The sequence below is a fragment of the Mycobacterium sp. NTMscope_Eco_3 genome (genome assembly GCF_976985685.1).
The window spans coordinates 4,227,168-4,249,911 of sequence record NZ_CDRJYZ010000001.1 but is presented as its reverse complement, the minus strand read 5'-3'; the positions used below and the strand labels follow the sequence as shown (position 1 = coordinate 4,249,911).

Sequence of the window (22,744 nt, the reverse complement as noted above, 5' to 3'; positions counted from 1 at the left end):
TAACAATTCAGTGTCGGCCGCGGTCAACACGGCTTTGGCCGCGGCGTGCGGAGCCGTGACACCATGATGGCCGTGCCGAGTACACGCCCGCCGGGCGCCGCCCCCCTCGAAACGCCCCCCGCAGCCGCCCGCGCCGTTCCCCGGGTCACCCCCGTCGTCGCGATGGTCGGTGGCGGTCAGCTCGCCCGGATGACCCACCAGGCGGCGATCGCCCTGGGGCAGACGCTGCGGGTGCTGGCCACCGACGCCGGCGAATCGGCCGCGCTGGTCGCGCCCGACGTGGTGATCGGCTCCCACACCGATCTCGAAGACCTGCGCCGGGTCGCCGCGGGCGCGGACGTGCTGACGTTCGACCACGAGCATGTGCCGACCGAGCTGCTGAACAAGCTGGTCGCCGACGGCGTCAACGTGGCGCCGCCGCCGCAGGCGCTGGTGCACGCCCAGGACAAGCTCGTGATGCGGCGGCGGTTGGAGGCCCTCGGCGTCCCGGTGCCCCGCTATGCCGAGATCCGCAGCGTCGACGAACTCGACGAGTTCGCCCGGGGCATCGCCGGACCCGTGGTGGTGAAGGCGATCCGCGGGGGTTACGACGGGCGCGGCGTGCGGATGGCCCGCGACCCGTTGCACGCCCGCGAGATCGCGGCCGACTTCCTGGCCTCGGGCGTGCCGGTGATGGCCGAGGAGCAGGTGAACCTGCGCCGCGAGCTGTCCGCACTGGTGGCGCGGTCGCCGTTCGGCCAGGGGGCGGCGTGGCCGGTCGTCGAGACGGTGCAGCGCGACGGGATCTGCGTGCAGGTGATCGCCCCCGCGCCGGACCTGCCCGACGACGTCTCCGCCGACGCGCAGGGGCTGGCGTTGCGGCTGGCCGGCGAGCTCGGGGTGGTCGGTGTGCTCGCGGTCGAGCTGTTCGAGACGGGCGACGGGGCGCTGCTGGTCAACGAGCTGGCGATGCGGCCGCACAACTCGGGGCACTGGACCATGGACGGGTCGCGCACCAGCCAGTTCGAACAGCATCTGCGCGCGGTGCTGGACTACCCGCTCGGCGACACCGACGCCGTCGCGCCGGTGACCGTGATGGCCAACGTCCTGGGCGCCGCGACACCCCCGCAGATGAGCGTCGACGAGCGGCTGCACCACCTGTTCGCGCGGATGCCCGACGCCCGCGTGCACCTGTACGGCAAACAGGAACGCCCCGGCCGCAAGGTCGGCCACATCAACTTCGTCGGCTTGGGCCCGGCGCGGGAAAACGTGGCGAAGCTGCGGGAACGCGCCGACCTGGCGGCACACTGGTTGTCACATGGGGAGTGGACGGACGGATGGGATCCACATGCGCCGGTGACGATGAACAGGGCGGTGCGATCGGAAAAGGCGGGAGGAGCGGCGCAACATGGCTGAGCAGCCTCAGCAGGCTCGGGTCGGCGTGATCATGGGCAGCGACAGCGACTGGTCGGTGATGCAGGACGCCGTGGCCGCGCTGGCCGAGTTCGACGTGCCGGCCGAGGTCCGCGTCGTCTCGGCGCACCGCACCCCGCAGGTGATGTTCGACTACGCCCGCGACGCGGCCGGGCGCGGCATCGAGGTGATCATCGCCGGGGCAGGGGGAGCGGCGCACCTGCCGGGCATGGTCGCGTCCGCGACGCCGCTGCCGGTGATCGGGGTGCCGGTGCCGCTCGCGCGCCTCGACGGCCTCGACTCGTTGCTGTCGATCGTGCAGATGCCCGCCGGTGTCCCGGTGGCCACGGTCTCCATCGGCGGCGCCCGCAACGCCGGCCTGCTCGCCGTGCGCATCCTCGGGTCGTCGGACCCGGCGCTGCGGGCGCGGATCGTCGACTTCCAGAAGCAGCTGGCCGAGACCGTGCGGGCCAAGGATGAGGCGCTACAGCAGCGCCGGGGTAAAGTTACCGACTAGTAGCTTGGCGACGAGGCGCGCCGCGCCCGCGCAGGAGTCGGGCAGTTCGGCAGGGCGCCACAGGAGAGCGTAGGAGGCTCGAGATGGCTGGATGGGCCGGAAACCCCACCTTTGATCTGTTCCAGTTGCCCGAGGAGCACACGGAATTGCGGGCGGCGATCCGCGCGCTGGCGGAGAAGGAGATCGCCCCGCACGCCGCCGACGTCGACGAGAATGCCCGCTTCCCGCAAGAGGCGCTGGAGGCCCTGAACGCCTCGGGGTTCAACGCCGTGCACGTGCCCGAGGAGTACGGCGGGCAGGGCGCCGACTCGGTGGCCGCATGCATCGTCATCGAGGAGGTCGCCCGCGTCGACGCGTCGGCGTCGCTGATTCCCGCGGTCAACAAGCTGGGCACGATGGGGCTGATCCTGCGCGGCTCCGACGAACTGAAGAAGCAGGTGCTGCCGTCGATCGCGGACGGCTCGGCGATGGCGTCCTATGCCCTGTCCGAGCGCGAGGCCGGCAGCGACGCGGGGTCGATGCGCACCCGGGCCAAGGCCGACGGGGACGACTGGATCCTCAACGGCGCCAAATGCTGGATCACCAACGGCGGCAAGTCCAGCTGGTACACGGTGATGGCGGTGACCGATCCGGACAAGGGCGCCAACGGTATTTCGTCGTTCATGGTGCACAAGGACGACGAGGGATTCAGCGTCGGGCCTAAGGAGCGCAAACTCGGCATCAAGGGTTCGCCGACCACCGAGCTGTACCTCGAGAACTGCCGCATCCCGGGCGATCGGATCATCGGCGAGCCGGGCACCGGTTTCAAGACGGCGCTGGCGACGCTGGACCACACCCGGCCCACCATCGGGGCGCAGGCGGTCGGCATCGCCCAGGGCGCGCTGGACGCCGCCATCGCCTACACCAAGGACCGCAAGCAGTTCGGCCGTCCGGTCAGCGACAACCAGGGTGTGCAGTTCATGCTCGCCGACATGGCGATGAAGGTGGAGTCCGCCCGGCTGATGGTGTACCACGCCGCCGCCCGCGCTGAGCGCGGCGAATCCCACCTCGGCTTCATCTCCGCGGCGTCGAAGTGCCTGGCGTCCGACGTCGCGATGGAGGTCACCACCGACGCCGTGCAGCTCTTCGGCGGCGCCGGCTACACCGTCGATTTCCCCGTCGAGCGGATGATGCGTGACGCCAAGATCACCCAGATCTATGAGGGCACCAATCAGATTCAGCGCGTGGTGATGTCGCGGGCGCTGCTGCGCTGACCGTTTCGCGGGGGTGTTGGGAAATCGCCGGCCGTACCGCATAGGATCTCCACGGCGCGTGAAGTCCAAGCCGACGGTCGGTAAACAGGCACCGGCTATCCCGTCTGACCACCGCCACCGAGCAATGGTCTTATCGCGGCCAGGGGGTCTGCAGTGCAGAACGTGACTTCCCACTCCCGTCCACAGATGGCCGGGAATTGATACCGGCGCGTGCTCCGGTCACACCGACGGCGAGTTGGCAGTCCTTGTCGTTGCTCTTGGTCGAGGACGACCGCGCCGACGCGTTGCTCGTGGAGGACCTGATCACCGACGCGGCCACCGACGTCCGGGTGGTGTGGGCCAAGTCGATGGCCGACGCGGAACGCGAGCTGGAATCCGCCCGCCCCGATTGCGTGCTGCTGGACCTGCACCTGCCCGACGCCAGCGGGATCGACGCGTTGGACCGCGTCGCCAAGCTGGACGCCACCGTCCCGATCGTGGTGCTGACCGGGCTGAACGACGAGTACTTCGGGGCGTCGGCGGTCGCCGCCGGCGCCCAGGACTACCTGGTCAAGGGCCGGGTCGAGCCCGAGATGCTGCGCCGCGCGCTGCTGTACGCGATCGAGCGCAAGCGCGCCGAGCTCATCGCCGCCGACCTGCACGCGACCCAGCTGCGGGCTCGGGAGAACGCGCTGCTGGAACGCGGACTGCTGCCCTCCCCGCTGCTGCTGGACAACCCGGGCGTCGACATCGTCGCGCGGTACCGGCCGAGCCGCGAAGACGCCTTGCTCTGCGGCGACTTCTACGACGTCGTCCAGACGCCCGACCGGATCGTGCACGTCCTGATCGGCGACGTCGCCGGGCACGGCCCGCACGAGGCGGCCCTGGGCGCGGCGCTGCGGATCGCGTTTCGGACGCTCACCTTCGCGGGCGTGCACGGCGTCGACCTGATGCGGCAGCTGGAGCGGGTGCTGTATTCGGAACGAACCGGCACCGGCATCTTCGCGACCGTGCTCAGCCTCGAGATCTCGCCGGACAGCCCGCGGGTCAGCGTCATCCGCGCCGGGCATCCGGGGATGTTGCTGCAGGGCGGTGGCGCGGTGGAGTGGGTGGAGCCGCCGGGCGGCCCGGCGCTGGGCCTGCATGCCGGCGACTGGCCGCGCCACGAGCTTGCGCTGCCCTCGGGTCACGGCCTGCTGTTGCTGACCGACGGTCTCTACGAAGGCTATTCGGGGCAGGGCACCGAGCGGCTCGGCGAGGATGGCCTGCTCGAGCTGGCCCGCTCGCACGTCAACCAACCCGGCCCGGCGTTCGTCGACGCCCTCATCGACGGCGCCCAGGAACTCGCCGAGCCGCGCGGGGGTCTCACCGACGACATCGCCGTGCTCCGAATCGAGAGGACCACGACGTGACGGCACCGCGTCCGCTTCGGCTCGCGCAGCTCACCGTGCGGGGGTGGCTGGCCCTCGTCCTGTGGATCATGGGCGCGACGGTGCTCCTCGGCGCGGTGGTCGGCGGGGTGTTGCTGGATCGCACCGACCAGGTGTCGCGCCAGGTGGGTGAGGACATCCAGCCGGCGCGCGTCGCGGCGACGCACCTGCAGGCGGCCCTGCGGGACCAGGAAACGGGCGTGCGCGGTTACCTGATCTCCGCCGACCGGCAGTTCCTCGCGCCGTATTACGACGGGCAACGCGCCGAACGGGCGGCCGCCGAGGAGATTCGGCGGCTGGTGGGCGGGCGCGCGGAGCTGATGGCCGATCTGGAGGCCATCGAATCGGCCGCCGCGGACTGGCGGAGCAGCTATGCCGAACCCGTCATCGCGGCGGTCACCCCCAAGGTTCCCACCGTCGTCAGCACCTCGATGGCCGACCTCGGCAAAGCCAAATTCGACCGGCTACGAGTGCTTTTCGATACGCAGAACACGCACCTGGCGGACGCGGCGACAAGCGCCGTCGGTGAGCTCAACGACATCAACGGCTGGCGCGACTGGGTGCTGGGCGCGATGGTGCTGATCGTGTTGGGGACGGCCCTGCTGATCGGGTTGCTGAGTCGCGCCGCGATCACCCGGCCGATCGCGAATCTGGCCGCGGCCTGCCGCCGGATCACCCAGGGCAACTTCGACGAAGTCATCTCGGCGCCCAAGCGGCCCAAGGACATTCGCAACATGGCCATCGACGTCGAGAACATGCGCAAACGCATGGTCGAGGAGCTCGACGTGTCCCGTTCGGCGCAAACCCTGCTCGACGAGCAGGCCGCCGAATTGCGCCGTTCCAACACCGAACTCGAGCAGTTCGCCTACGTCGCGTCCCACGATCTGCAGGAACCGCTGCGCAAGGTGGCCTCCTTCTGCCAGCTGCTGGAGAAGCGGTACGGCGACAAGCTCGACGAGCGTGGCGTCGAATACATCGGCTTCGCGGTCGACGGCGCCAAGCGCATGCAGGCGCTGATCAACGACCTGCTCACCTTCTCGCGGGTCGGCCGGCTGGGCACCACCGAGACCGAGGTGCAACTCGACGCGACGCTCGACTCCGCTCTGGCCAACCTGGCCATCGCGATCGAAGAAACCGACGCCCAGATCGTGCGGCCCGCGGAGCCGCTTCCGGAGATCCTGGGGGACCCGACGCTGCTGACGATGCTGTGGCAGAACCTCCTTGGCAACGCGATCAAGTTCCGGCACAAGGATCGCCCGCCCCGCGTAGTCATCGAATGCTCACCCGGCGAGGGCACCCACGACGGCGAATGGTTGCTCAGCGTGTCGGACAACGGCATCGGCATCCCGGAGGAATTCTCCGACAAGGTCTTCGTCATCTTCCAGCGGCTGCACGGCCGGGAGGTGTACGCAGGAACCGGCGTGGGGCTCGCGTTGGTCAAGAAGATCGTCGAGCATCACGGCGGGACCGTGCGGATCGACACGTCCTACACGGAGGGGACGCGATTCGAATTCACGTTGCCCACCCCCGGGCCCGTCGAGGAAGAAGACTCAGTCGCTTTGGAAGGAGCGCATCAGTGACAGTCGAAGGCAGAGCGATCGACATCCTGCTGGTCGAAGACGACCCGGGCGACGAGCTCATCACGCGAGAAGCGTTCGAGCACAACAAACTCAAGAACAGGCTGCACGTCGCGCACGACGGGGAGGAGGGCCTCAACTACCTCTACCGGCGCGGCGAGTTCGCCGACGAGCCCCGGCCCGACCTGATCCTGCTCGACCTGAACCTGCCCAAATACGACGGCCGCCAGCTGCTGGAGAAGATCAAGTCCGACCCCGACCTGGCCCAGATCCCGGTCGTCGTGCTCACCACCTCCTCGGCCGAGGAGGACATCCTCAAGAGCTACAAGCTGCACGCCAACGCCTACGTCACCAAACCCGTTGACCTGGACCAGTTCATGAAGGCGGTCCGCCAGATCGACGAGTTCTTCGTTCAGGTGGTGCGGCTGCCGACCGCCTGAACGGCGGGCTACCCCGATTCGGAGTGCCGCCGCGCGAACCAGGTGATCAACCGCCCGAGGATGATCAGCAGGAACACGAACACGATCAGCAGGAACGCGGCGTCGTAGGACAGGTCGCGGGCCGTCTTCGACGGCAGGTTGTAGAACGTCCAGATCGGATAGGTCAGGTAACCGACCGGTGAGTCGGTGAGCTTCCCGGTCGGGGCCGAGTTCGACCAGCCCGCCGTGTACAGCATCGGCGCCGTCTCGCCGACCGCCAGCGCGAGCGCCACCAGCAGCCCGGTGACGATGCCGGGGATCGCCGACTTGAGCACGATCTTGCGCAGGGTCCAACCGAGCGGCAACCCGAGCGCTTCGGCCCCCTCCCGGTAGGACGTGGGCACCTGGGAAAGCGCGGACTCGGTGGCCTTGGCGATGTACGGGATGCTCATCGCCGAGAGCGTCAGCACCCCGGCCGCCAGGGAGAACCCCCAGTGAAACTTCACCACCAGCGCCAGGTAGCCGACGTAGCCGAGCACGATCGACGGAATGCCGGACAAGATCTCGTAGGCGCCGCGCAGGATGGAACGTGTTCTGCCGCCGGCGAATTCGGAGAGATAGATCCCGGTCAACACGCTGACGGTGCCCCCGACCAGCATGACGCCGACGCCGACGACCACGGTGCCGATGATGGCGTTGCGCAGGCCGCCGCCGTTGCCGCGGGTGTTCTCGGTCAGGACGCTCCATTTGAAGACCGGCAGGGCGCGCGCGACGACTTCGATCAGCATCCACAGCGTCGGCACGACCACCACCGCCAGGCAGCACACGCAGGCGATCCAGAACAGCGCGTTGACGATCTTGCGTCGGGTACCGACCACGTCAGACACCCCGTCCCACCGGCAGCGCCGTGCCCGACACCCGGCGCACCATCGCGCGGGCCGCGACGTTTGTCAGCAACGTGATCACCATCAACACCAGCGACACCTCGGCGAGGGTTTTCACCGCGAAGTCGGTGAAGTCGGTCATCGCCGAATCCAGCTGCGACACAACGGTTGCCGCGATGGTGGTCATCGTCGCGTAGATGTTGGTGGGTATCGCGCCCAACACCGCGCCCGACACCATGGCGACGGCCATCGTCTCTCCCAGCGCGCGGCCCAGCCCGAGCACCACCGCGCCGACGATGCCGCTCGACACCCACGGCAGGGTGACCCGCCGCGCGCACTCCCAGTCGGTCATCCCCAGCGCGACGGCGCCCTCGCGGGGCAGCACCGGCACTTGCCGGATCAGGTCGCGGGTGGTGCTGGCGATGATGGGGATGACCATCACCGCCAGCACCAGCCCGGACACCAACAAGCCCTCCCCGTTACCGGTGTTGCCGCGGAAGTAGCTGAGCACCGGCACGTCGGGGGCGTTGCGGGCGATCACCGGGGCCACGTAGTGGGCGATGAACGGCCCGAATGTCATTGCGCCCCAAAGGCCGACGATGACGCTGGGGATGCCGGCGAGCAATTCGAGCACCATCCCGATGGCCGACGCGAGACGCTTCGGCAACCGCTCCACGATCACCAGCGCCGCCCCGATCGACACCGGCACCCCGATGACCAGGGCGATCGCCGAGGTCGCCAGGGTCCCCACGATCAGCGGCAACGCCCCGTAGTAGGCGCCGACCGGATGCCGGACGCCGCGGGTGACGACGGCGTCGCCGTAGGTGTTGCCGGGGTTCCAGTCGGTGGCGGTGAAAAAGTGCAGCCCGTTGACCCTGATCGCGGGCAGCGCCTCGAGGAGCAGCGTCGCGAGCACGAACACCAGCGCGAGCAGCGGAACCACCGCGCCCACCGCACCCAGGGAACGGATGGTCAGGCCCGGGCGGCGCGCGCCACGGATCCGCGCCAGCGCGCCGCCCATCGTGAAGTCGGTCACCAAGCTCCTACTGGCCGCTGAGCTTGGCGATCTGGGCGTCCGACAACTTCGCCACCTCGGTCGGCAGCGGTTGGAAGTGAACCTTGTCCAGGAACGAGGCGTTGTTGCCGTCGGTGATCGCCCAGTGCAGGAAGGCCTGCAGGGTCTGGGCGGTGGCGCCGTCCTTCTGACCGCTGTTGACGATGGCGTACTCGTAGTTGACGATCGGGTACCCGTCGGGGGCCGGGCCGTTGATCAGCGAGACCGCCTGGTTCGCCGGGGTTTTCGAGGCGAAGCCGGCGGCCGCGGCCTGGATGCTCTTGGCGTCGGGCAGCAGGTACTTGTCGGAGGCGTTGGCCAGTTGCGCCTCGCCGAGCCCCTTGCCCTGGGCCTGGTCGAGGAAGCTGATGCCGATGTAGGCCACGCAGCCCGGGGTGTCCGCGCAGCCGGTCACCATGCCGCCGTTGCCGTTCTCGCCGAGCGCGCCGGGCACCGTCGGGAACGCGACGGTGGTGCCGAAGCCGGGCGATTTGCCCCAGCCGTCGGGGTCCTGCTTGGACAGGTACTGGGTGAACAGGAAGGTGTCACCGGACCCGTCGGAGCGGTGCAGCGGAACCACCGGCGTGGCAGGCAGATTCACGCCGGGGTTCAGCCCGGCGATCTGCGGGTCGTTCCAGGTTTTGACGGTGCCGTTGTACATGCCGGCCAGCACCTTGCCGTTCAGCTTGATGTGTTCGGTGACGCCGGGCAGGTTGTAGTTGACCTGCTGCGCCGAAATGGCCAGCGCGATGTTCATCAACCCCTTGTGCGCGGCCATGTCGCCCTCGGACAGGTAGGCGTCGGAGGCACCGATGGCGACCGCCCCGGCCGCGGCCTGGGAGATCCCGGTCCCGGAGCCGGTGCCCTGGGTGGTGATCGTGACGTTCGAGTACTTGTCGTGATAGGCGGGGCCCCACAGGTTGAACAGCGGGTAGAGCAGCGTGCTGCCCGTCTCCGACAACGTCACCGGCGATGACGCCGGCGTCGTCGCGACCGGCCCGCCGCCACCCTGGCTCGGCGCACCGTTCTGCGAGGTCGAACCACACGCGGCCGCCGCCAAAACTAATGGCGCGGTCGCGGCCATCGCCAGCAACCTACTCATACGAACTTTCACGGTCTGTTCCTTTCTCTTTCCTTTAGGCCCTTGCGTCCCTTTGCGTTTACTCTGCTCAGCCGCTGATCTTGGCGATCTGGGCGTCCGACAACGTCACTACCTCGTCCGGTAGCGGCTGGAAGTGAACCTTGTCCAGAAACGACGGGCCGTTGCCCTCGGTGATTGCCCAGTGCAGGAACGCCTGCAGCGTCTGGGCGGTGGCACCGTCGCGCTGGTTTTCGTTGACGATCGCGTACTCGTAGTTGACGATCGGATACCCGTCGGGGGCCGGGCCGTTGATCAGCGAGATCGCCTGGTTCGCCGGGGTTTTCGTGGCGAAGGCGGCGGCCGCGGCTTGAATGCTCTTGGCGTCGGGCAGCAGGTATTTGCCGGAGGCGTTGCCCAGCTTGGCCTCGCCGAGTCCGTGCTGGTCGGCCTCGTCGAGCGAGCCGATGCTGGTGTAGGCCACGCAGCCGGGGTTGGCGGCGCAGCCGGTCACCATGGCACCGTCGCCGTTCTCGCCCAGCGCGGCGGGCACGGCCGGGAAGGCGACGGTGGTGCCGAAGCCGGGTGATTTGCCCCAGCCGTCGGGGTCCTGCTTGGACAGGTACTGGGTGAACTGAAACGTGCTGCCGGACCCGTCGGAGCGGTGCAGCGGAACCACCGGCGTGTCGGGCAGTTGCAGGCCGGGGTTGATGCCGGCGATCTGCGGGTCGTTCCAGGTTTTGATCGTGCCCTGGTACATGCCGGCCAGCACCTTGCCGTTGAGCTTGAGGTGCTGATGGACACCGGGCAGGTTGTAGTTGACCTGCTGCGCCGACATGGCCAGCGCGATGTTCATCAGCCCCTGGTGCGCGGCCATGTCGCCCGCGGACAGGTAGGCGTCGGAGGCGCCGATGACGACGGCCCCGGCCGCGGCCTGAGAGATCCCGGCGCCCGAGCCGCTGCCCTGGGTGGTGATGGTGACGTTCGGGTACTTCGCGCGGTAGGCGGCGCCCCACTCGCTGAACAGCGGGTAGAGCAGCGTGCTGCCGGTCTCGGAGAGCTCGATCGTGGAGGTCGCCGGGGCGGTGGCGACGCTGCCGACGGTCGGGCCGGCGCTCGCCGCACCGCCCCTTGGGGTCTCGGCGTGCGAACCGCAGGCCGCGATCCCCAGGGCCGGCGGCGCGATGGCCACCAGACCCAGCAGCGTACCCAGACGAGTCTTCACGTCCCCGCTTCCTCTTCCCCGGCGAGACCCTTTCCCGCTATTGGCTTTCTGAGACGCTTTCCGAGACCCCGGCCGTGTGCGTGGAGCCCTGATCCGAGCCCTGCGCCGGCCGGAACGGCGCGAAGTAGCGGACGGTCTCCTCATGCTTCGGCGACAGGAACAACTGCTTGGTCGGCCCCTCCTCGACCAGCCGGCCCTCGAAGAAGAAGGCGGTCCGGTCACCGCTGCGGGCGGCCTGCGCGAGGTCGTGGGTCACCATGATCACGGTCAGCCGGTCGGCGAGCGATCGGATGAGTCCCTCGATCTTTTCGGTCGTGGTCGGGTCCAGCGAGGAGGTGGGCTCGTCGAGCAACAGCACGTCCGGGTTGACGGCGAGCGCGCGGGCCAGGCACAACAACTGCTGCTGGCCACCGGAGAGCCGGAACGGGGAATCGCCGAGCCGATCCTTGACCGCGTCCCACAGGCCGACCTCGGTGAGCCGGGCCTCGGCGACGTTCTTGAATTCCTTGCGCGGCGCCATTTTGTGCGCGCGCACGCCGGCCACGACGTTGTCCATGATCGACATCGGGAACGGATTGGGACGCTGGAACAGCATGCCGACGCTGCGGCGAAACTCCATCAGGTCGCGGTCGGCGAAGATGGTGCGCCCGCCCAACAGGACGTCGCCGCTGTGCCGGAAACCGGAGACCTTGTCGTTCATCCGGTTCAGGGTGCGCAGGAAGGTGGTCTTGCCCGACCCGGTCGGCCCCAGCAGGGTGGTGACGGAACGGGCGGGGAAGTCGAGACTGACCTGCTCGAGGACCGTTTTGGGGCCGAACCCCAGGGTGAGGTCGACAGCCCGCATGAGCTGGCCGCCATCGGCGACAGGAGCCGCAACTGCGGCCGGTAGCTGTTGTTCGCGACGCATTGACAGCCAATGCTACGTGTTTGCGACCGGCACCCGGTCACCGGCCATTAACCTCTTATTCTTTGTCAAGGGTTTGTATATTCGCGATTGGTTAACTTTTGTTGACGATCAAAGGAGTTTCGTGAGGATCGCTCGATCTGGCGTCGCACTGAGCCTGGTGGCCGCCGTCGCCCTCGCGCTGGCGGGATGCGGCGACAACAACTCGTCGTCGGGATCGAACGCCAAGACGGCGCCGGTGGACTGCGGCGGTAAGAAGGTCCTGAAAGACAGCGGCTCGACAGCGCAGCAAAACGCCATCGAGCAGTTCGTCTACGCCTACGTCCGGGCCTGCCCGGGCTACACGCTCGACTACGACGCCAACGGATCCGGCGCCGGCGTGACCGAGTTCCTCAACAACCAAACCGATCTCGCCGGGTCCGACGTCCCGCTGGATCCGTCCACCGGTCAGAACGACCGGGCGGCCCAGCGGTGCGGCTCGCCGGCCTGGGATCTGCCCACGGTGTTCGGGCCGATCGCGGTCACCTACCACCTCACCGGGGTGAACGGGCTGAAACTGGACGGGCCCACCGTCGCGAAGATCTTCAACGGCACCATCACCAAGTGGGACGATCCGGCGCTGAAGGCGATCAACTCGGGCCTCAACCTGCCGTCGACGCCCATCACGGTCATCTTCCGCAGCGACAAATCCGGTACCACCGCCAACTTCCAGAAGTACCTCGACGGCGCGTCCGACGGCGCCTGGGGCAAGGGCGACAGCGAGGTGTTCAACGGCGGCGTCGGGCAGGGCGCCAGCGGGAACAACGGCACGTCCGCGCTGCTGCAGAACACCGAGGGGTCGATCACCTACAACGAGTGGTCGTTCGCGGTGGGCAAGCAGCTGACCATGGCTTCGATCATCACCTCGGCGGGCCCGGACGCGGTGCCGATCACCAAGGACTCCGTCGAGAAGACGATCGCCGGGGCGACGTTCAAGGGGCAGGGCAACGACCTGGTGCTCGACACCTCGTCCTTCTACAAGCCGACACAGTCCGGCGCGTACCCGATCGTGCTGGCGACCTACGAAATCGTCTGCTCGAAGTATCCGGACGCGGCGACGGGCACGGCGGTGAAGGCATTCATGCAGGCCGCGATCGGTCCGGGCCAGGAGGGTCTGGATCAGTACGGTTCCATCCCGCTGCCCAGCTCGTTCACGGCGAAGCTGTCGGGCGCGGTCAATGCGATTTCGTGACATGGAGACTCGACGGTGAGCGATAGCGGGCCGGCCTCGCGGGCCGGGTCCTGGTTCGGCCCCTACCGGCTGGTGCGCCTGCTGCGGCAGGGCGGCATGGGTGAGGTGTACGAGGCCGAGGACACCCGCAAGCACCGCATGGTGGCCCTGAAACTGATCTCGCAGCAGTTCTCCGGCAACTCGGAGTTCCGGGCGCGCCTGCAGCGCGAGGCCGATATCGCCGGCCGGCTGACCGAACCACATGTGGTGCCGATCCACGACTACGGCGAGATCGACGGCCGATTCTATGTGGACATGCGCCTCGTCGACGGCGTCGATCTGGGCACGCTGTTGCGCCGGGACGGTCCGCTGGCCGCACCGCGGGCGATCGCCATCATCAGCCAGGTCGCCGCCGCGCTGGACGCGGCCCACGCCGTGGGGGTGACGCACCGCGACGTGACACCGGGAAACATCCTGATCACCGGCAGCGACTTCGCGTACCTGGCGGATTTCGGAATCGCCCGGGCCGCAACCGATCCGGGGTTGACCCAGTTCGGGACCGCGATCGGCACGTATTATTACATGGCCCCGGAACGATTCACCGACGACACCGTCACCCACAGCGCCGACATCTATTCGCTCGCCTGTGTTTTGAGTGAATGCCTGACCGGCTCGCCGCCGTACCGGGCCGACACGATCGAACGGCTGGTCGCCGCGCACCTGACGAAGACGCCCCCGTCGCCCAGCCAACTGCGCCCCGGCGCGTTTCCGCCCGCTTTGGATCAGGTGATCGCCAAGGGCATGGCCAAACGTCCCGAGGAGCGCTACCGCACCGCGGGCGAATTCGCCGCCGCGGCCCATGACGCGCTGACCACGTCCGAGCAGCGCAAGGCCACCACGATCCTGCGGGAGGGGGAAAACGCCGTCCAGCGTGCGGAGGCGTCGGGCCCGCTCCCCGGGCGCGAGCCGCCCTCATGGCCCAGCGCCGAGACCATGGCGGGTCCGGTGGCCCCGAGGACGGGCGGCACCGGTTGGTCGGAGCGCTCCGGCCATAACCCGTCACTGATTCGCCCCGCCCCAACGACGACATTCGGCCACACCTACGGGTCCGGGCCGGACTTCAGGAGGCCCCCCGTGCCAATGGACCCCAAACGCAAACAGTGGATCATCGTCGGCGCCATCGCGCTCGTCGCCCTCGTCGCGTTCATCCTGGCGGTCGCCGGTTACCTGTCCACGCGGTCCTCGGGGCCGGCAGAGCAGGCATCGGGCCAAAGTGTGTTGCCGTTCAACGGCATTGACTTCCGCCTGTCCCCGGGCGGGGTGGCGCTGGACAGCGCCGGCGACGTCTACGTCACCAGCGAAGGCATGTACGGCCGGGTGGTGAAGCTGACGGCCGGTTCGAACGCCACGACGGTGCTGCCGTTCCACGGGCTGTATGAGCCACAGGGTCTGGCCGTCGACGGTGCGGGCACGGTGTACGTCGCCGACTTCAACAACCGGGTGGTCAGCCTGGCCGCGGGCTCCAACGACCAGAAGGTGCTGCCGTTTTCGGGTCTGAGCTATCCCGAGGGCGTCGCGGTCGACAGCCAGGGCAACGTGTACGTCGCCGACCGCGGTAACAGCAGGGTGGTGAAGCTGGCGGCGGGATCCAAGACCCAGACCGAGTTGCCGTTCACCGGACTCAAGAATCCCGATGGTGTCGCCGTCGACGCCGCGGGCACCGTGTACGTCGCCGATACCGACAACAACAGGATCGTGAAGCTCGACGCCAATTCAAATACCCAGGCGGAGTTACCCTTCCAGAACATCTCTGTGCCGTGGGGCATCGCGGTGGACAACAGCGGCACCGTCTACGTCACCGAACACGACAAGAGTGACGTGCTGAAGTTCCCGGCGGGCTCGAACGCGCCGACCGTCCTGCCGTTCAACGGGCTCAACACGCCCCTGGCGGTGGCGGTCGACAAGGACCGGAACGTCTACGTCGCCGACCGCGGCAACGACCGGGTGGTCAAGCTGACGCCGTGAGGCTCACGATGCGGGTTGCGGTGCGCCCAGATACTCCTCGGTGTGCTGCCCGAGGGCCGGGGGAGGATCGGTGGCGTCAGCGTCGAAGCTGGAATACCGTGCCGGGGTGCGGATTACGGTGACCGCGTCCTCGCCCTCGCCGACCGGCAGGGCGAGCTCGTTCTCGGCGAACAGCGCGGTGCCGACCACCTGCTTCCAGGTGTAGGCGTGGCAGGCCATCAGGCCGCCCTCCTGGAGCAGCCGGACCCATTCGTCGGCGGTCTTGGCGGCCAGCGCCTTCTCGAGTTCCTCGGTCAGCTCCGGATAGTTGAGCGCGCGGGCGCGCTGGTCGATGAACCGTTCGTCGTCGCGCATGTCGGGGCGGCCGATGATCTCGCACAGCTTGTCCCAGTGCTTGGGCACGTACGCGCTGATCACCAGGTAGCCGTCGGCGGCCTTGAAGGCGTCCGACGGCTGGGTGGCGAACCCGACGCCCTTGCGCCGCTTGGGTTTTGACGTGGAATCGGACGGCTTGGGTTCCGCGTTCGGCTTGTTCAGGTGGATGGTCAGCTGGCTGGCCTGCAGGCTGATCGCGACGTCGTACATGGCGACGCGCACGACGTCGGCTACCCCGTGGCGCTCGCGGTTGAGCAGCGCGGCCAGCACCGCCTGCGCCAGCACGTGACCGCTGGCGGCGTCGACGAGCTGGAACGGAATGATCTGGGGTTTGCCGCTGGGCGTCGGCATCCCGGTCGTCATGCCCGATTCGGCGGCGACCATCAGGTCCACGCCGGGCCGGCTGCCCTCCGGGCCGTTGCCGCCGTAGGCTGACAGGCGCGCGTAGATGAGTTGGGGGTTGCGGGCTTGCAGCTCGTCGGGTCCCAGGCCCATGCGTTCCATCACCCCGGGCCGAAACCCTTCCAGCACAACGTCGGCGGTGTCGACCAGGCGCATGATCTGCTGCTTGGCCTCGTCGCTGCGCAGGTCCGCCATCACCGACTTCTTGCCCCGGTTGTGGGGCAGGAACAGGGTGGCCAGCGGCGGGCGGCCAGGCAGGACCGCGGTGATGTGGCGGGCGGCCTCGCCGACGGGTGCTTCGACCTTGATGACCTCAGCCCCCAGGTCGGCCAGCACCTGGCCTGCCATCGGCCCGGCGATGTTCTGGGTGAAGTCGAGAACCCGGAATCCGTCAAGCGGCTTGGGCGGCTTGCTGTTTGGCACGGTGTCTGCCTTCCTTTTAACGCGCCGCGTTGAGCACCGCGGTGCAGTAGTAGTTCTGGGCGAAGGGTGCCTCGGGGTCGGTCGACTGCAGCGGCAGCCCGGCGTTGGCCAGCAGCTGGTTCAGCGGGGTGCGCGCCGGTTGCCAGCCCCGCTGCTGCAGATAGGCCGCCACGTCATTGCGCGGCCCGGGGAACCCCAGATCGCCCAGCGCGATGTCGAGGCCGCGCTGCCGCCACTTTTCGCTCGCCGCGTTCAGCGCGTCCCCGCTGGCGCCGGTGTTCGCGAAGACCTCGGCCATCAGTTGGCTGCCATCGGCGGACAGCGCGGTGATGTTGTCCAGCAACCGGTCCTGGGCCTCGGGCGGCAGGAAGCCGATCAGCCCCTCGGCGGCCCAGGCGGCGGGCCGCCCGCTGTCGAACCCGGCCCCGCGCAGCGCCGACGGCCAGTCGTGGCGCAGGTCGACCGGGACGGTGCGGACCTCGGCGGTCGGCCGGGCGCCGAGTTCGGCGATGGTGGCGGCCTTGAATTCGAGGACCTGCGGCTGGTCGATCTCGAACACCGTGGTGCCCGCGGCCCAGGGCAGCCGGTAGGCGCGCGCATCCAGGCCGGAGGCGAGGATGACCACCTGGTGGATGCCGGCGGCCCCCGCCTCGGCGAAGAACGCGTCGATGTAGCGGGTGCGGGCGGCCATCATGTCGGTCATGCGCTGCATGCCCCACGCGGCGCCGGGCTCGTCGACGTCGTCGGCGTCGAGTTCGCCGGCGGCCCACCGGGTCATGAAGTCGACACCGACCGCGCGCACCAGCGGCTCGGCGAACCGGTCGTCGATCAGCCCGTCCCGGGTGGCCCGGGCCCGTCCCGCGGCCACCATGGTGGCGGTCGCCCCCACGCTGGTGGCCAGGTCCCAGGTGTCGTCGTCGGTGCGCGCCATCGCGGAATTCCCTTCGGGTCTACTGGTTAGCAACAATAACTACCCGCGCCGGGCCGCGGCCCGCGGGCCGCGCCGCGCCGCGACACAGATCGATCACGGCCGGGTGTTGCGGCACCGGCCCCGCCGTGCGCTCGCTAACCTGGCCCAATGACCACTTCGGTTGCCCTCGCGCGGGAATGCACCGCCGCGCACGACGCCGAATTCACGCGCGGCGCCGCATGGGCACGCCGGCTGGCGTGGATCAGCCTGGCCGTCGTGCTCGTCGAGGGCGTCGTCGGGCTGTGGCAGGGGTTCTCGGTCGGCTCCATCGCCCTGACCGGATGGGCCCTCGGTGGGGCGTCGGAGGCGCTGGCCAGCGCGATGGTGGTGTGGCGGTTCAGCGGTGCGCGCACTTTTTCCCACACCGCCGAGCGGCGCGCGCAACGCGGCGTCGCGGTGTCGTTCTGGCTGACCGCCCCGTACATCGCCGCCGAATCCATCCGCGAGCTGGCCGGTGACCACCGCGCCGAGACGTCGGTGATCGGCATCGCGCTGACCGCCCTGGCCCTGCTGCTCATGCCGGTGCTGGGCCGGGCCAATCACCGGCTGGGTGCGCGGTTGGGCTCGGGAGCCACCGAGGCCGAGGGCATCCAGAACTACCTGTGCGCCGCCCAGGCCGCCGGCGTGCTGATCGGCCTTGCCGCGACGGCGCTGTGGTCGAGCGCATGGTGGATCGACCCCGCCGTGGGGCTCGCGATCGCCGGTGTCGCCGTGTGGCAGGGCGTGCGCGCTTGGCGCGGCGAGCAGTGCGGCTGCTAGCTTCCGCCGCGCTCACCGCTGTTGCGCGGTGACCCGCTGCGCCCGGCTTCGCCGCGCTGGCGATCACCGTTGTCGCGCGGCACATCCAGCCGATATCTGATCAGCCGGGAGCTGTTGGCCACCACCGCCACCGACGACGCGTTGTGCAGAATCGCCGCCAGCACCGGGGACAGCGCCCCGCCCGCGCCGATGATCAGCCCGGCGGCGTTGACGGCGATGGACATGCTGTAGTTCTCCCGGATGACGTCGACGGCGCGGGCCCCCAGGTCCCGCACGTCGAGCAGGCGGTGCAGGTCGTCGTTGGCCAGCGCCACGTCGGCGGTCTCCACCGCGACGTCGGTCCCGGCCAGCCCCATGGCGATGCCGATGTCGGCGGCCGCCAGCGCGGGGGCGTCGTTGATGCCGTCGCCGACCATGCCGACGATGAACCCCGCGTCCTGCAGTTCGCGCACCGCCGCGAGCTTGTCCTCCGGCATCACCTCGGCGCGCCACTCGTCGATCCCGAGTTCGCCCGCCACCACCTCGGCGATGTCCGGGTGATCGCCGGTGAGCATCACGATCCGGCGAATGCCGTTGGCGCGCAACTTTTTCAGCACATCGGCGGCGTCCGGCCGCACCTCGTCGCGCAGGCTGATCAACCCCACCAGCTTGCCGTCGACCGCCAGCAGCAGCGGCGTCTCGGCCTCGCGGCGCAGCCGGTCCACCCATTCCGACGCCTTCTTGGACACCCTGACCTTTTCGGAGCGCAGCAGCCCGGGGCTGCCCAGCAGCAGGGTGCGGCCGTCGGCCCAGGTCCGCATGCCCAGCCCGACCAGCACCTCACACTCCTCATGCGGCGGGATGGTGATGTGGCGCTCCTCGGTGGAGCGGATCACCGCCTCGGCCAGCGGGTGGCGGGAGTGGATCTCCGAGCTGGCCGCATAGGCCAGCACCTGCTCGGGCTGCCAGTCCTTGTGCAGCGCAATGATATTGGTGACCACCGGCCGCCCGACGGTGAGCGTGCCGGTCTTGTCGAACACGATCGCGTCCACCCGGCCGGCCTGCTCGAGGTGCGAACCGCCCTTGATCAGAATCCCGCGGCGCGCGCCGTTGCCGATCGCCGCGCTGATCGCCGTCGGGGTGGCCAAACCCACCGCGCACGGGCAGGCGATGAGCAGCATCGTCATCGCCCGGCGGACGTCACCGGTGACCGCCAGCGTGATGGCCGAGACGATGAACGAGGTGGGAACGAAACGGCGAGAGAAGTTTTCGCCGACGGTCTGGATCGGCGCCCGGTCGTGCTGCGCCTCTTCGACCCGGGCGATGATGCGCCCGATGGTGGTCTGATTGCCGACCGCGCTGGCCCGCACCACCAGCCGCCCGCGCACCACCACCGAACCGGCGTGTACGTGCGCGCCCGCCACGATGCTGACCGGCAGGTTCTCCCCGGTGATCGCGGACTGGTTGACGACGGCCTCGCCGTCGACCACCTCGCCGTCGACCGGGATCGCGACGTGGTCGTGCACCACGACCTCGTCGCCGATCTGCACGGTGTCGATCGGCACCTGCACTTCGTTGCCGTCGTCGAGGCGGAGCCATGCCGTGTCCTGGTTGCCGCGCAGCAGCTCCGAGATAGCCCGCCGGGTCCGTCGCAGCGTCAGGTCCTGCAGGTACTCACCGATGTTGAGCAGCCACAGCACGGTCAGCGCGACGACGTTCTCCCGCAGCACCAGGCTCGCCACGGTCGCCGCGGAGACCAGCGCGTCGGTCCCGGCCCTGCCGGAGCGCAACGAGCGCAGCGCGCCGCGCAGGAAGGGATAGCCGGTGAAGACGGTGACGCCGGTGGCGAACAGCCGGCCGCTGGGGCCGAGCAGCGGCGGCCGGGCGAACACGTAGCGGCGCACCCCGAGCAGGGCCAGCGCCGCGCCACCGATCACCATGCGCAGCACGTCGGCGTTGCGGATCTCGGAGGAATGCGGCGCGCGGACCGGGATCAGCTCGGCGGCGACGTGTGCCGCGTCGCCGATGGCCGCGAGCACCGAGGACCGGTCGCAGCGCCGGGGCGAATACCAGACGACCACCGATCCGGTGCGCGGGTAGGCGTGCACCACGCGCACGCCCTCGCACTTGGCGACGGCCTCCTCGACCGCGACGGCGCGCCGCGAATCGGCGCGCACCCAGGTGACCGAGACCCGCATGCGCCCGGCGGCATCCGAAATCACCTGCAGCGCGGGGTCATTCGCCCGTACCTCGTCTGCAACGTCGGGGACTAGGGCTAGGTCCATCGTGGCGATCAGTGCTCGTGGTCGTGGGTGTCGGCGATCGACGGCGTGGGCGCCTCCTCGCCGATGCGCTCGCGGGCCTCGGCCATCACGTCGGCGAGGCGCAGGCGCGCCGACTCGGCGGCCTCCTCGGCCCTGCGGGTGCCACGGAGCCCGAGCTCGGCGCCCTTCACCGCGGTCTCGTGCAGCGGCGCCTTGGCCACGGCCTTGCGCACCACCTCGTAGGCCGTCACGCCGACCAGCCCGGTGACGACCGTCCCCGCCGCCTTCGCCAAGAGCCCGTACACCGCCATCACCGCAACCTTCCTCGTCGTCTCAGCGTTTAGCCCATGTCCGCTCGACGTTAACATCGAAATATTGCGATATCAATATGTATCGACGGCGGTGGCCCCGCCGGGCGGGTTACAGCACCCGGGTGACCTTTTCGGTCTCGATGCGGCGCGACTGCGCGTCCGGATCGGCGTTGGCCACCTGCACCAGCGAGGCGCCGACGGCCATGATCGCCAGCAGGCCGTCCACCAGCTCGGCGGGGTCGGTCCACGGCTTACCGGACAGCACGCGGTCGCTCGACGTCAAACCCCTTGTCGCCGCGGAGGTTTGACAGTCCGCAAGCACCTCGTCGACCGAGCGCCCACCCAGCGCCGGGCCCGGGCGCGGTTCGGGAACGATCTGGTCGCCGTGCACCCGCACCGCGGTGGCGTAGTCGGTCACGCCGATCGGCAGGTCGGGCGCGGGGCGGCCGAACGCGTCGAGCGACAGCACCGCGACCTCGCCTCCCGCCACCGCGTCGTCGGCTTCGTCCAGCCGCTCGATGGTGCAGAGCGCCAGGTCGGCCGGGCCCGCCAGCACCGCCTCGGCGCCGATCCACCACACCCCGAACAGCACGGCCGCCGTCTGCCAGTGCGCGGGCAGCAGGATCGCGACGCGGCTGGCCGCCCCGGCCCCCAGTTCGTCGCGCAACAGGTTGCCCGTCTTGGCGGCCCAGTTGGCCAGCGTCACCCCGGACAATTCGATGCGCTCGCCGGTCGCGTCGTCGTAGTACGTGATCCGCGGGCCGACCGGGTCGGACCGCAGCATCGGATCGAGGATGGCACCGCTCAGCGTGCTCAGTTGATGCACGGGTCGTTAGTTTATGCACTCCGGCTTGTCGGAACCGGCGGTCAGGATCGGCGACGGCGGGGGAGCGCCCGCGTTGGCGGTCACCGCGCCGGCGGTGGACACCCGGGCGGGCATGATCGATTCGGTGCCGGACAGGCCCGAGCCCGGCCCGCTGTAGTCGTTGGCCAGCACCACGCGCACCACGCCCGGCGCCAGCGAGGTGTCGGCGATCACCGGCAACCCACCCAGTTCCTTGGAGACCTCCTTTGCCCCCATGTCGTCGATCTTGGCGGCGCGGACCTGGCTGGCCTTGACGTGCCCGCCGTCGTTGTTGCCCACCGTGCCGGTGGCAAAGCCCTTGGCGCTCAACACGTCTGACACCGCCGCGGCCAGCCCGTTGATGTCGGTGTCGTTGACGACGCTGGCGGTGGTCTTCGCGGGCGTGTAGGCGATCTCCTCGGTCTTGCCCTGCTCCTGCTCGTGCAGCAGGCCGCCGACCCAATCGGCCACCTGGTGCGGGTCCACCCGCACCACGCTCTGCATGCCGTCGTCGCTCCAGCCGGCGCCGTCGAGCACCGGGATGGTGGCGAACGCGACGTTGCCGCCCGCCAGCTTCTGCATCTGCTGCACGAAATCCATCACGTCCCACCCGGCCGAGATCACCACCGAACGCTGCACTGCGGATTCCAGGCGCCGCACCGTGGTGGGGCTGGACAACGTCTTGCCGGAGATGACCCGATGGGCCAGCGAGGCCATCACCACCTGCTGGCGCACCACCCGGTCCAGGTCGCCGCGCGGCAGTTCGTGGCGCTGGCGCACGAAGCTGAGCGCCTCCGGGCCGCTGAGCCGTTGCGGGCCCGCCGGGAAGTCCGCACCCGAAAGCGGTTCGAACACCGGCTCTTTGAGGCAGACGTCGACGCCGCCGAGGGCGTCGGTGATCAGCGAGAAACCGAGCAGGCCGATCTCGGCGTAGTGATCGACGGTGACGCCGGTGAGGTCGGCGACGGTCTTGATCAGCGCCTCGCGGCCGGCCTCGGTGCCCTGGGCGGCCGCATCCGCCGCGGCATCGCCGGCCCTGACCAGGCTGGCGCGCTTGGCTTCCCGGGTCTGGCCGTAGACGCCGTTGATCTTGGTCTTGCCCAGCCCAGGGGCGGCGACGTAGGAGTCGCGCGGGATCGAGATCGCGGTCGCCGACTTCCCGTTGTTGGGGATCCGGATGAGGATGATCGTGTCGGTGTTGGTGGCTTCCTCGTCGCCGGCCTTCAGCGTGTCCAGTTCCTCTTGGGACAGCGGGTTGCCGTGCGCGTCGGTGCGGCTGTCGAGGCCGACCAACAGGATGTCGATCGCGCCGTCGTCGCCGCCCTTGCCCAGCGAGGGCGCCGACATGTGAAAGATGCCGTCTTCGAAGGACCGGACATTGCTCCACGCGATCCCGGTGCCGACGACGACCGCGAGCGTCAGCACGGTGGTAATCACACGAACCACACGTTGCACAGGCATCCCACTACA

At 69.3% G+C, this 22,744-nt stretch carries 19 protein-coding genes and 1 pseudogene; 9 read left to right on the top strand and 11 right to left on the bottom strand.

All coding sequences use genetic code 11. From position 1 onward, the window contains the following. Window positions 1-63 precede the first annotated feature (63 nt). The 6 genes and pseudogenes from AC0KTM_RS19550 (at window position 64) to AC0KTM_RS19525 (ending at window position 6,588) form a co-directional block, all read left to right on the top strand. A pseudogene (locus AC0KTM_RS19550) lies at window positions 64-1,424 on the top strand (5-(carboxyamino)imidazole ribonucleotide synthase). After that, the gene (gene purE / locus AC0KTM_RS19545; protein ID WP_238956704.1) at window positions 1,388-1,909 is read left to right on the top strand and encodes a 5-(carboxyamino)imidazole ribonucleotide mutase; all 522 of its coding nucleotides are present in this window, start codon (window positions 1,388-1,390) and stop codon (window positions 1,907-1,909) included. Before AC0KTM_RS19550 ends, purE begins: the two are co-directional and overlap by 37 nt. 83 nt (window positions 1,910-1,992) lie before the next feature. After that, a complete protein-coding gene (locus tag AC0KTM_RS19540) occupies window positions 1,993-3,162 on the top strand; it encodes an acyl-CoA dehydrogenase (protein WP_238956703.1) in 1,170 nt (389 codons plus the stop codon). 245 nt (window positions 3,163-3,407) lie between these two features. Further along, window positions 3,408-4,553 (top strand): PP2C family protein-serine/threonine phosphatase, encoded by a 1,146-nt coding sequence (locus AC0KTM_RS19535; RefSeq protein WP_225329558.1) that lies wholly within the window; start codon window positions 3,408-3,410, stop codon window positions 4,551-4,553. Continuing rightward, window positions 4,550-6,151, top strand: coding sequence for a sensor histidine kinase (locus AC0KTM_RS19530; protein ID WP_225329557.1), 1,602 nt, complete (start codon window positions 4,550-4,552; stop codon window positions 6,149-6,151). Before AC0KTM_RS19535 ends, AC0KTM_RS19530 begins: the two co-directional genes overlap by 4 nt. After that, window positions 6,148-6,588: a response regulator gene (locus tag AC0KTM_RS19525; protein ID WP_225329556.1), complete on the top strand. Its 441-nt coding sequence runs from the start codon at window positions 6,148-6,150 to the stop codon at window positions 6,586-6,588. Before AC0KTM_RS19530 ends, AC0KTM_RS19525 begins: the two co-directional genes overlap by 4 nt. An 8-nt stretch (window positions 6,589-6,596) precedes the next feature. Here AC0KTM_RS19525 and pstA read toward each other — a convergent pair whose 3' ends face one another. From pstA to AC0KTM_RS19500, 5 genes are all read right to left on the bottom strand, one after another. After that, window positions 6,597-7,445 carry a phosphate ABC transporter permease PstA gene (pstA, locus tag AC0KTM_RS19520; protein ID WP_225329555.1) on the bottom strand — a complete coding sequence of 283 codons (849 nt, stop codon included), beginning with the start codon at window positions 7,443-7,445 and terminating at the stop codon, window positions 6,597-6,599. 1 nt (window position 7,446) lies between these two features. Further along, entirely contained in the window at window positions 7,447-8,472 is a 1,026-nt protein-coding gene (gene pstC, locus AC0KTM_RS19515) for a phosphate ABC transporter permease subunit PstC (RefSeq protein ID WP_238957368.1), read from the bottom strand. Between the two features lie 22 nt (window positions 8,473-8,494). Beyond that, on the bottom strand, window positions 8,495-9,607 hold the full coding sequence (gene pstS, locus AC0KTM_RS19510; protein ID WP_275254528.1) for a phosphate ABC transporter substrate-binding protein PstS: 1,113 nt from the start codon (window positions 9,605-9,607) through the stop codon (window positions 8,495-8,497). Between the two features lie 67 nt (window positions 9,608-9,674). Further along, on the bottom strand, window positions 9,675-10,808 hold the full coding sequence (pstS, locus tag AC0KTM_RS19505) for a phosphate ABC transporter substrate-binding protein PstS (RefSeq protein ID WP_238956701.1): 1,134 nt from the start codon (window positions 10,806-10,808) through the stop codon (window positions 9,675-9,677). Window positions 10,809-10,845: 37 nt separating this feature from the next. Further along, entirely contained in the window at window positions 10,846-11,652 is an 807-nt protein-coding gene (locus tag AC0KTM_RS19500) for an ATP-binding cassette domain-containing protein (protein ID WP_238956700.1), read from the bottom strand. A 184-nt stretch (window positions 11,653-11,836) separates the two neighbouring features. On the opposite strand from AC0KTM_RS19500, the gene pstS (AC0KTM_RS19495) reads away from it, so the two are divergent. Together pstS (AC0KTM_RS19495) and AC0KTM_RS19490 are read left to right on the top strand one after the other, a co-directional pair. Then, window positions 11,837-12,943: a phosphate ABC transporter substrate-binding protein PstS gene (pstS, locus tag AC0KTM_RS19495; RefSeq protein ID WP_238956699.1), complete on the top strand. Its 1,107-nt coding sequence runs from the start codon at window positions 11,837-11,839 to the stop codon at window positions 12,941-12,943. Window positions 12,944-12,958: 15 nt separating this feature from the next. Beyond that, window positions 12,959-14,947, top strand: coding sequence for a serine/threonine-protein kinase PknD (locus tag AC0KTM_RS19490; protein WP_238956698.1), 1,989 nt, complete (start codon window positions 12,959-12,961; stop codon window positions 14,945-14,947). A gap of 3 nt (window positions 14,948-14,950) precedes the next feature. Here the strand turns inward: AC0KTM_RS19490 and AC0KTM_RS19485 are convergent, their stop codons facing one another. Next, complete coding sequence (locus AC0KTM_RS19485; protein WP_472416459.1) at window positions 14,951-16,147, bottom strand: CaiB/BaiF CoA transferase family protein; 1,197 nt, start codon at window positions 16,145-16,147, stop codon at window positions 14,951-14,953. Between the two features lie 16 nt (window positions 16,148-16,163). Beyond that, window positions 16,164-17,078: a class I SAM-dependent methyltransferase gene (locus AC0KTM_RS19480; RefSeq protein WP_238956696.1), complete on the bottom strand. Its 915-nt coding sequence runs from the start codon at window positions 17,076-17,078 to the stop codon at window positions 16,164-16,166. A gap of 147 nt (window positions 17,079-17,225) precedes the next feature. Here AC0KTM_RS19480 and AC0KTM_RS19475 point away from each other — a divergent pair, with 147 nt between their 5' ends. After that, complete coding sequence (locus tag AC0KTM_RS19475; protein WP_238956695.1) at window positions 17,226-17,876, top strand: cation efflux transmembrane domain-containing protein; 651 nt, start codon at window positions 17,226-17,228, stop codon at window positions 17,874-17,876. On the opposite strand, the gene ctpC is transcribed toward AC0KTM_RS19475, so the two are convergent. From ctpC to AC0KTM_RS19455, 4 genes are all read right to left on the bottom strand, one after another. Further along, window positions 17,873-20,140: a manganese-exporting P-type ATPase CtpC gene (gene ctpC / locus AC0KTM_RS19470; RefSeq protein ID WP_472416457.1), complete on the bottom strand. Its 2,268-nt coding sequence runs from the start codon at window positions 20,138-20,140 to the stop codon at window positions 17,873-17,875. The genes AC0KTM_RS19475 and ctpC overlap by 4 nt on opposite strands. Before the next feature lie 8 nt (window positions 20,141-20,148). Beyond that, entirely contained in the window at window positions 20,149-20,430 is a 282-nt protein-coding gene (locus tag AC0KTM_RS19465; protein WP_225328978.1) for a DUF1490 family protein, read from the bottom strand. Window positions 20,431-20,539: 109 nt separating this feature from the next. Then, entirely contained in the window at window positions 20,540-21,256 is a 717-nt protein-coding gene (locus tag AC0KTM_RS19460; RefSeq protein WP_225328977.1) for a TIGR03089 family protein, read from the bottom strand. A gap of 6 nt (window positions 21,257-21,262) precedes the next feature. Next, a complete protein-coding gene (locus tag AC0KTM_RS19455; RefSeq protein WP_472416455.1) occupies window positions 21,263-22,735 on the bottom strand; it encodes an LCP family protein in 1,473 nt (490 codons plus the stop codon). Between the last annotated feature and the right edge of the window lie 9 nt (window positions 22,736-22,744).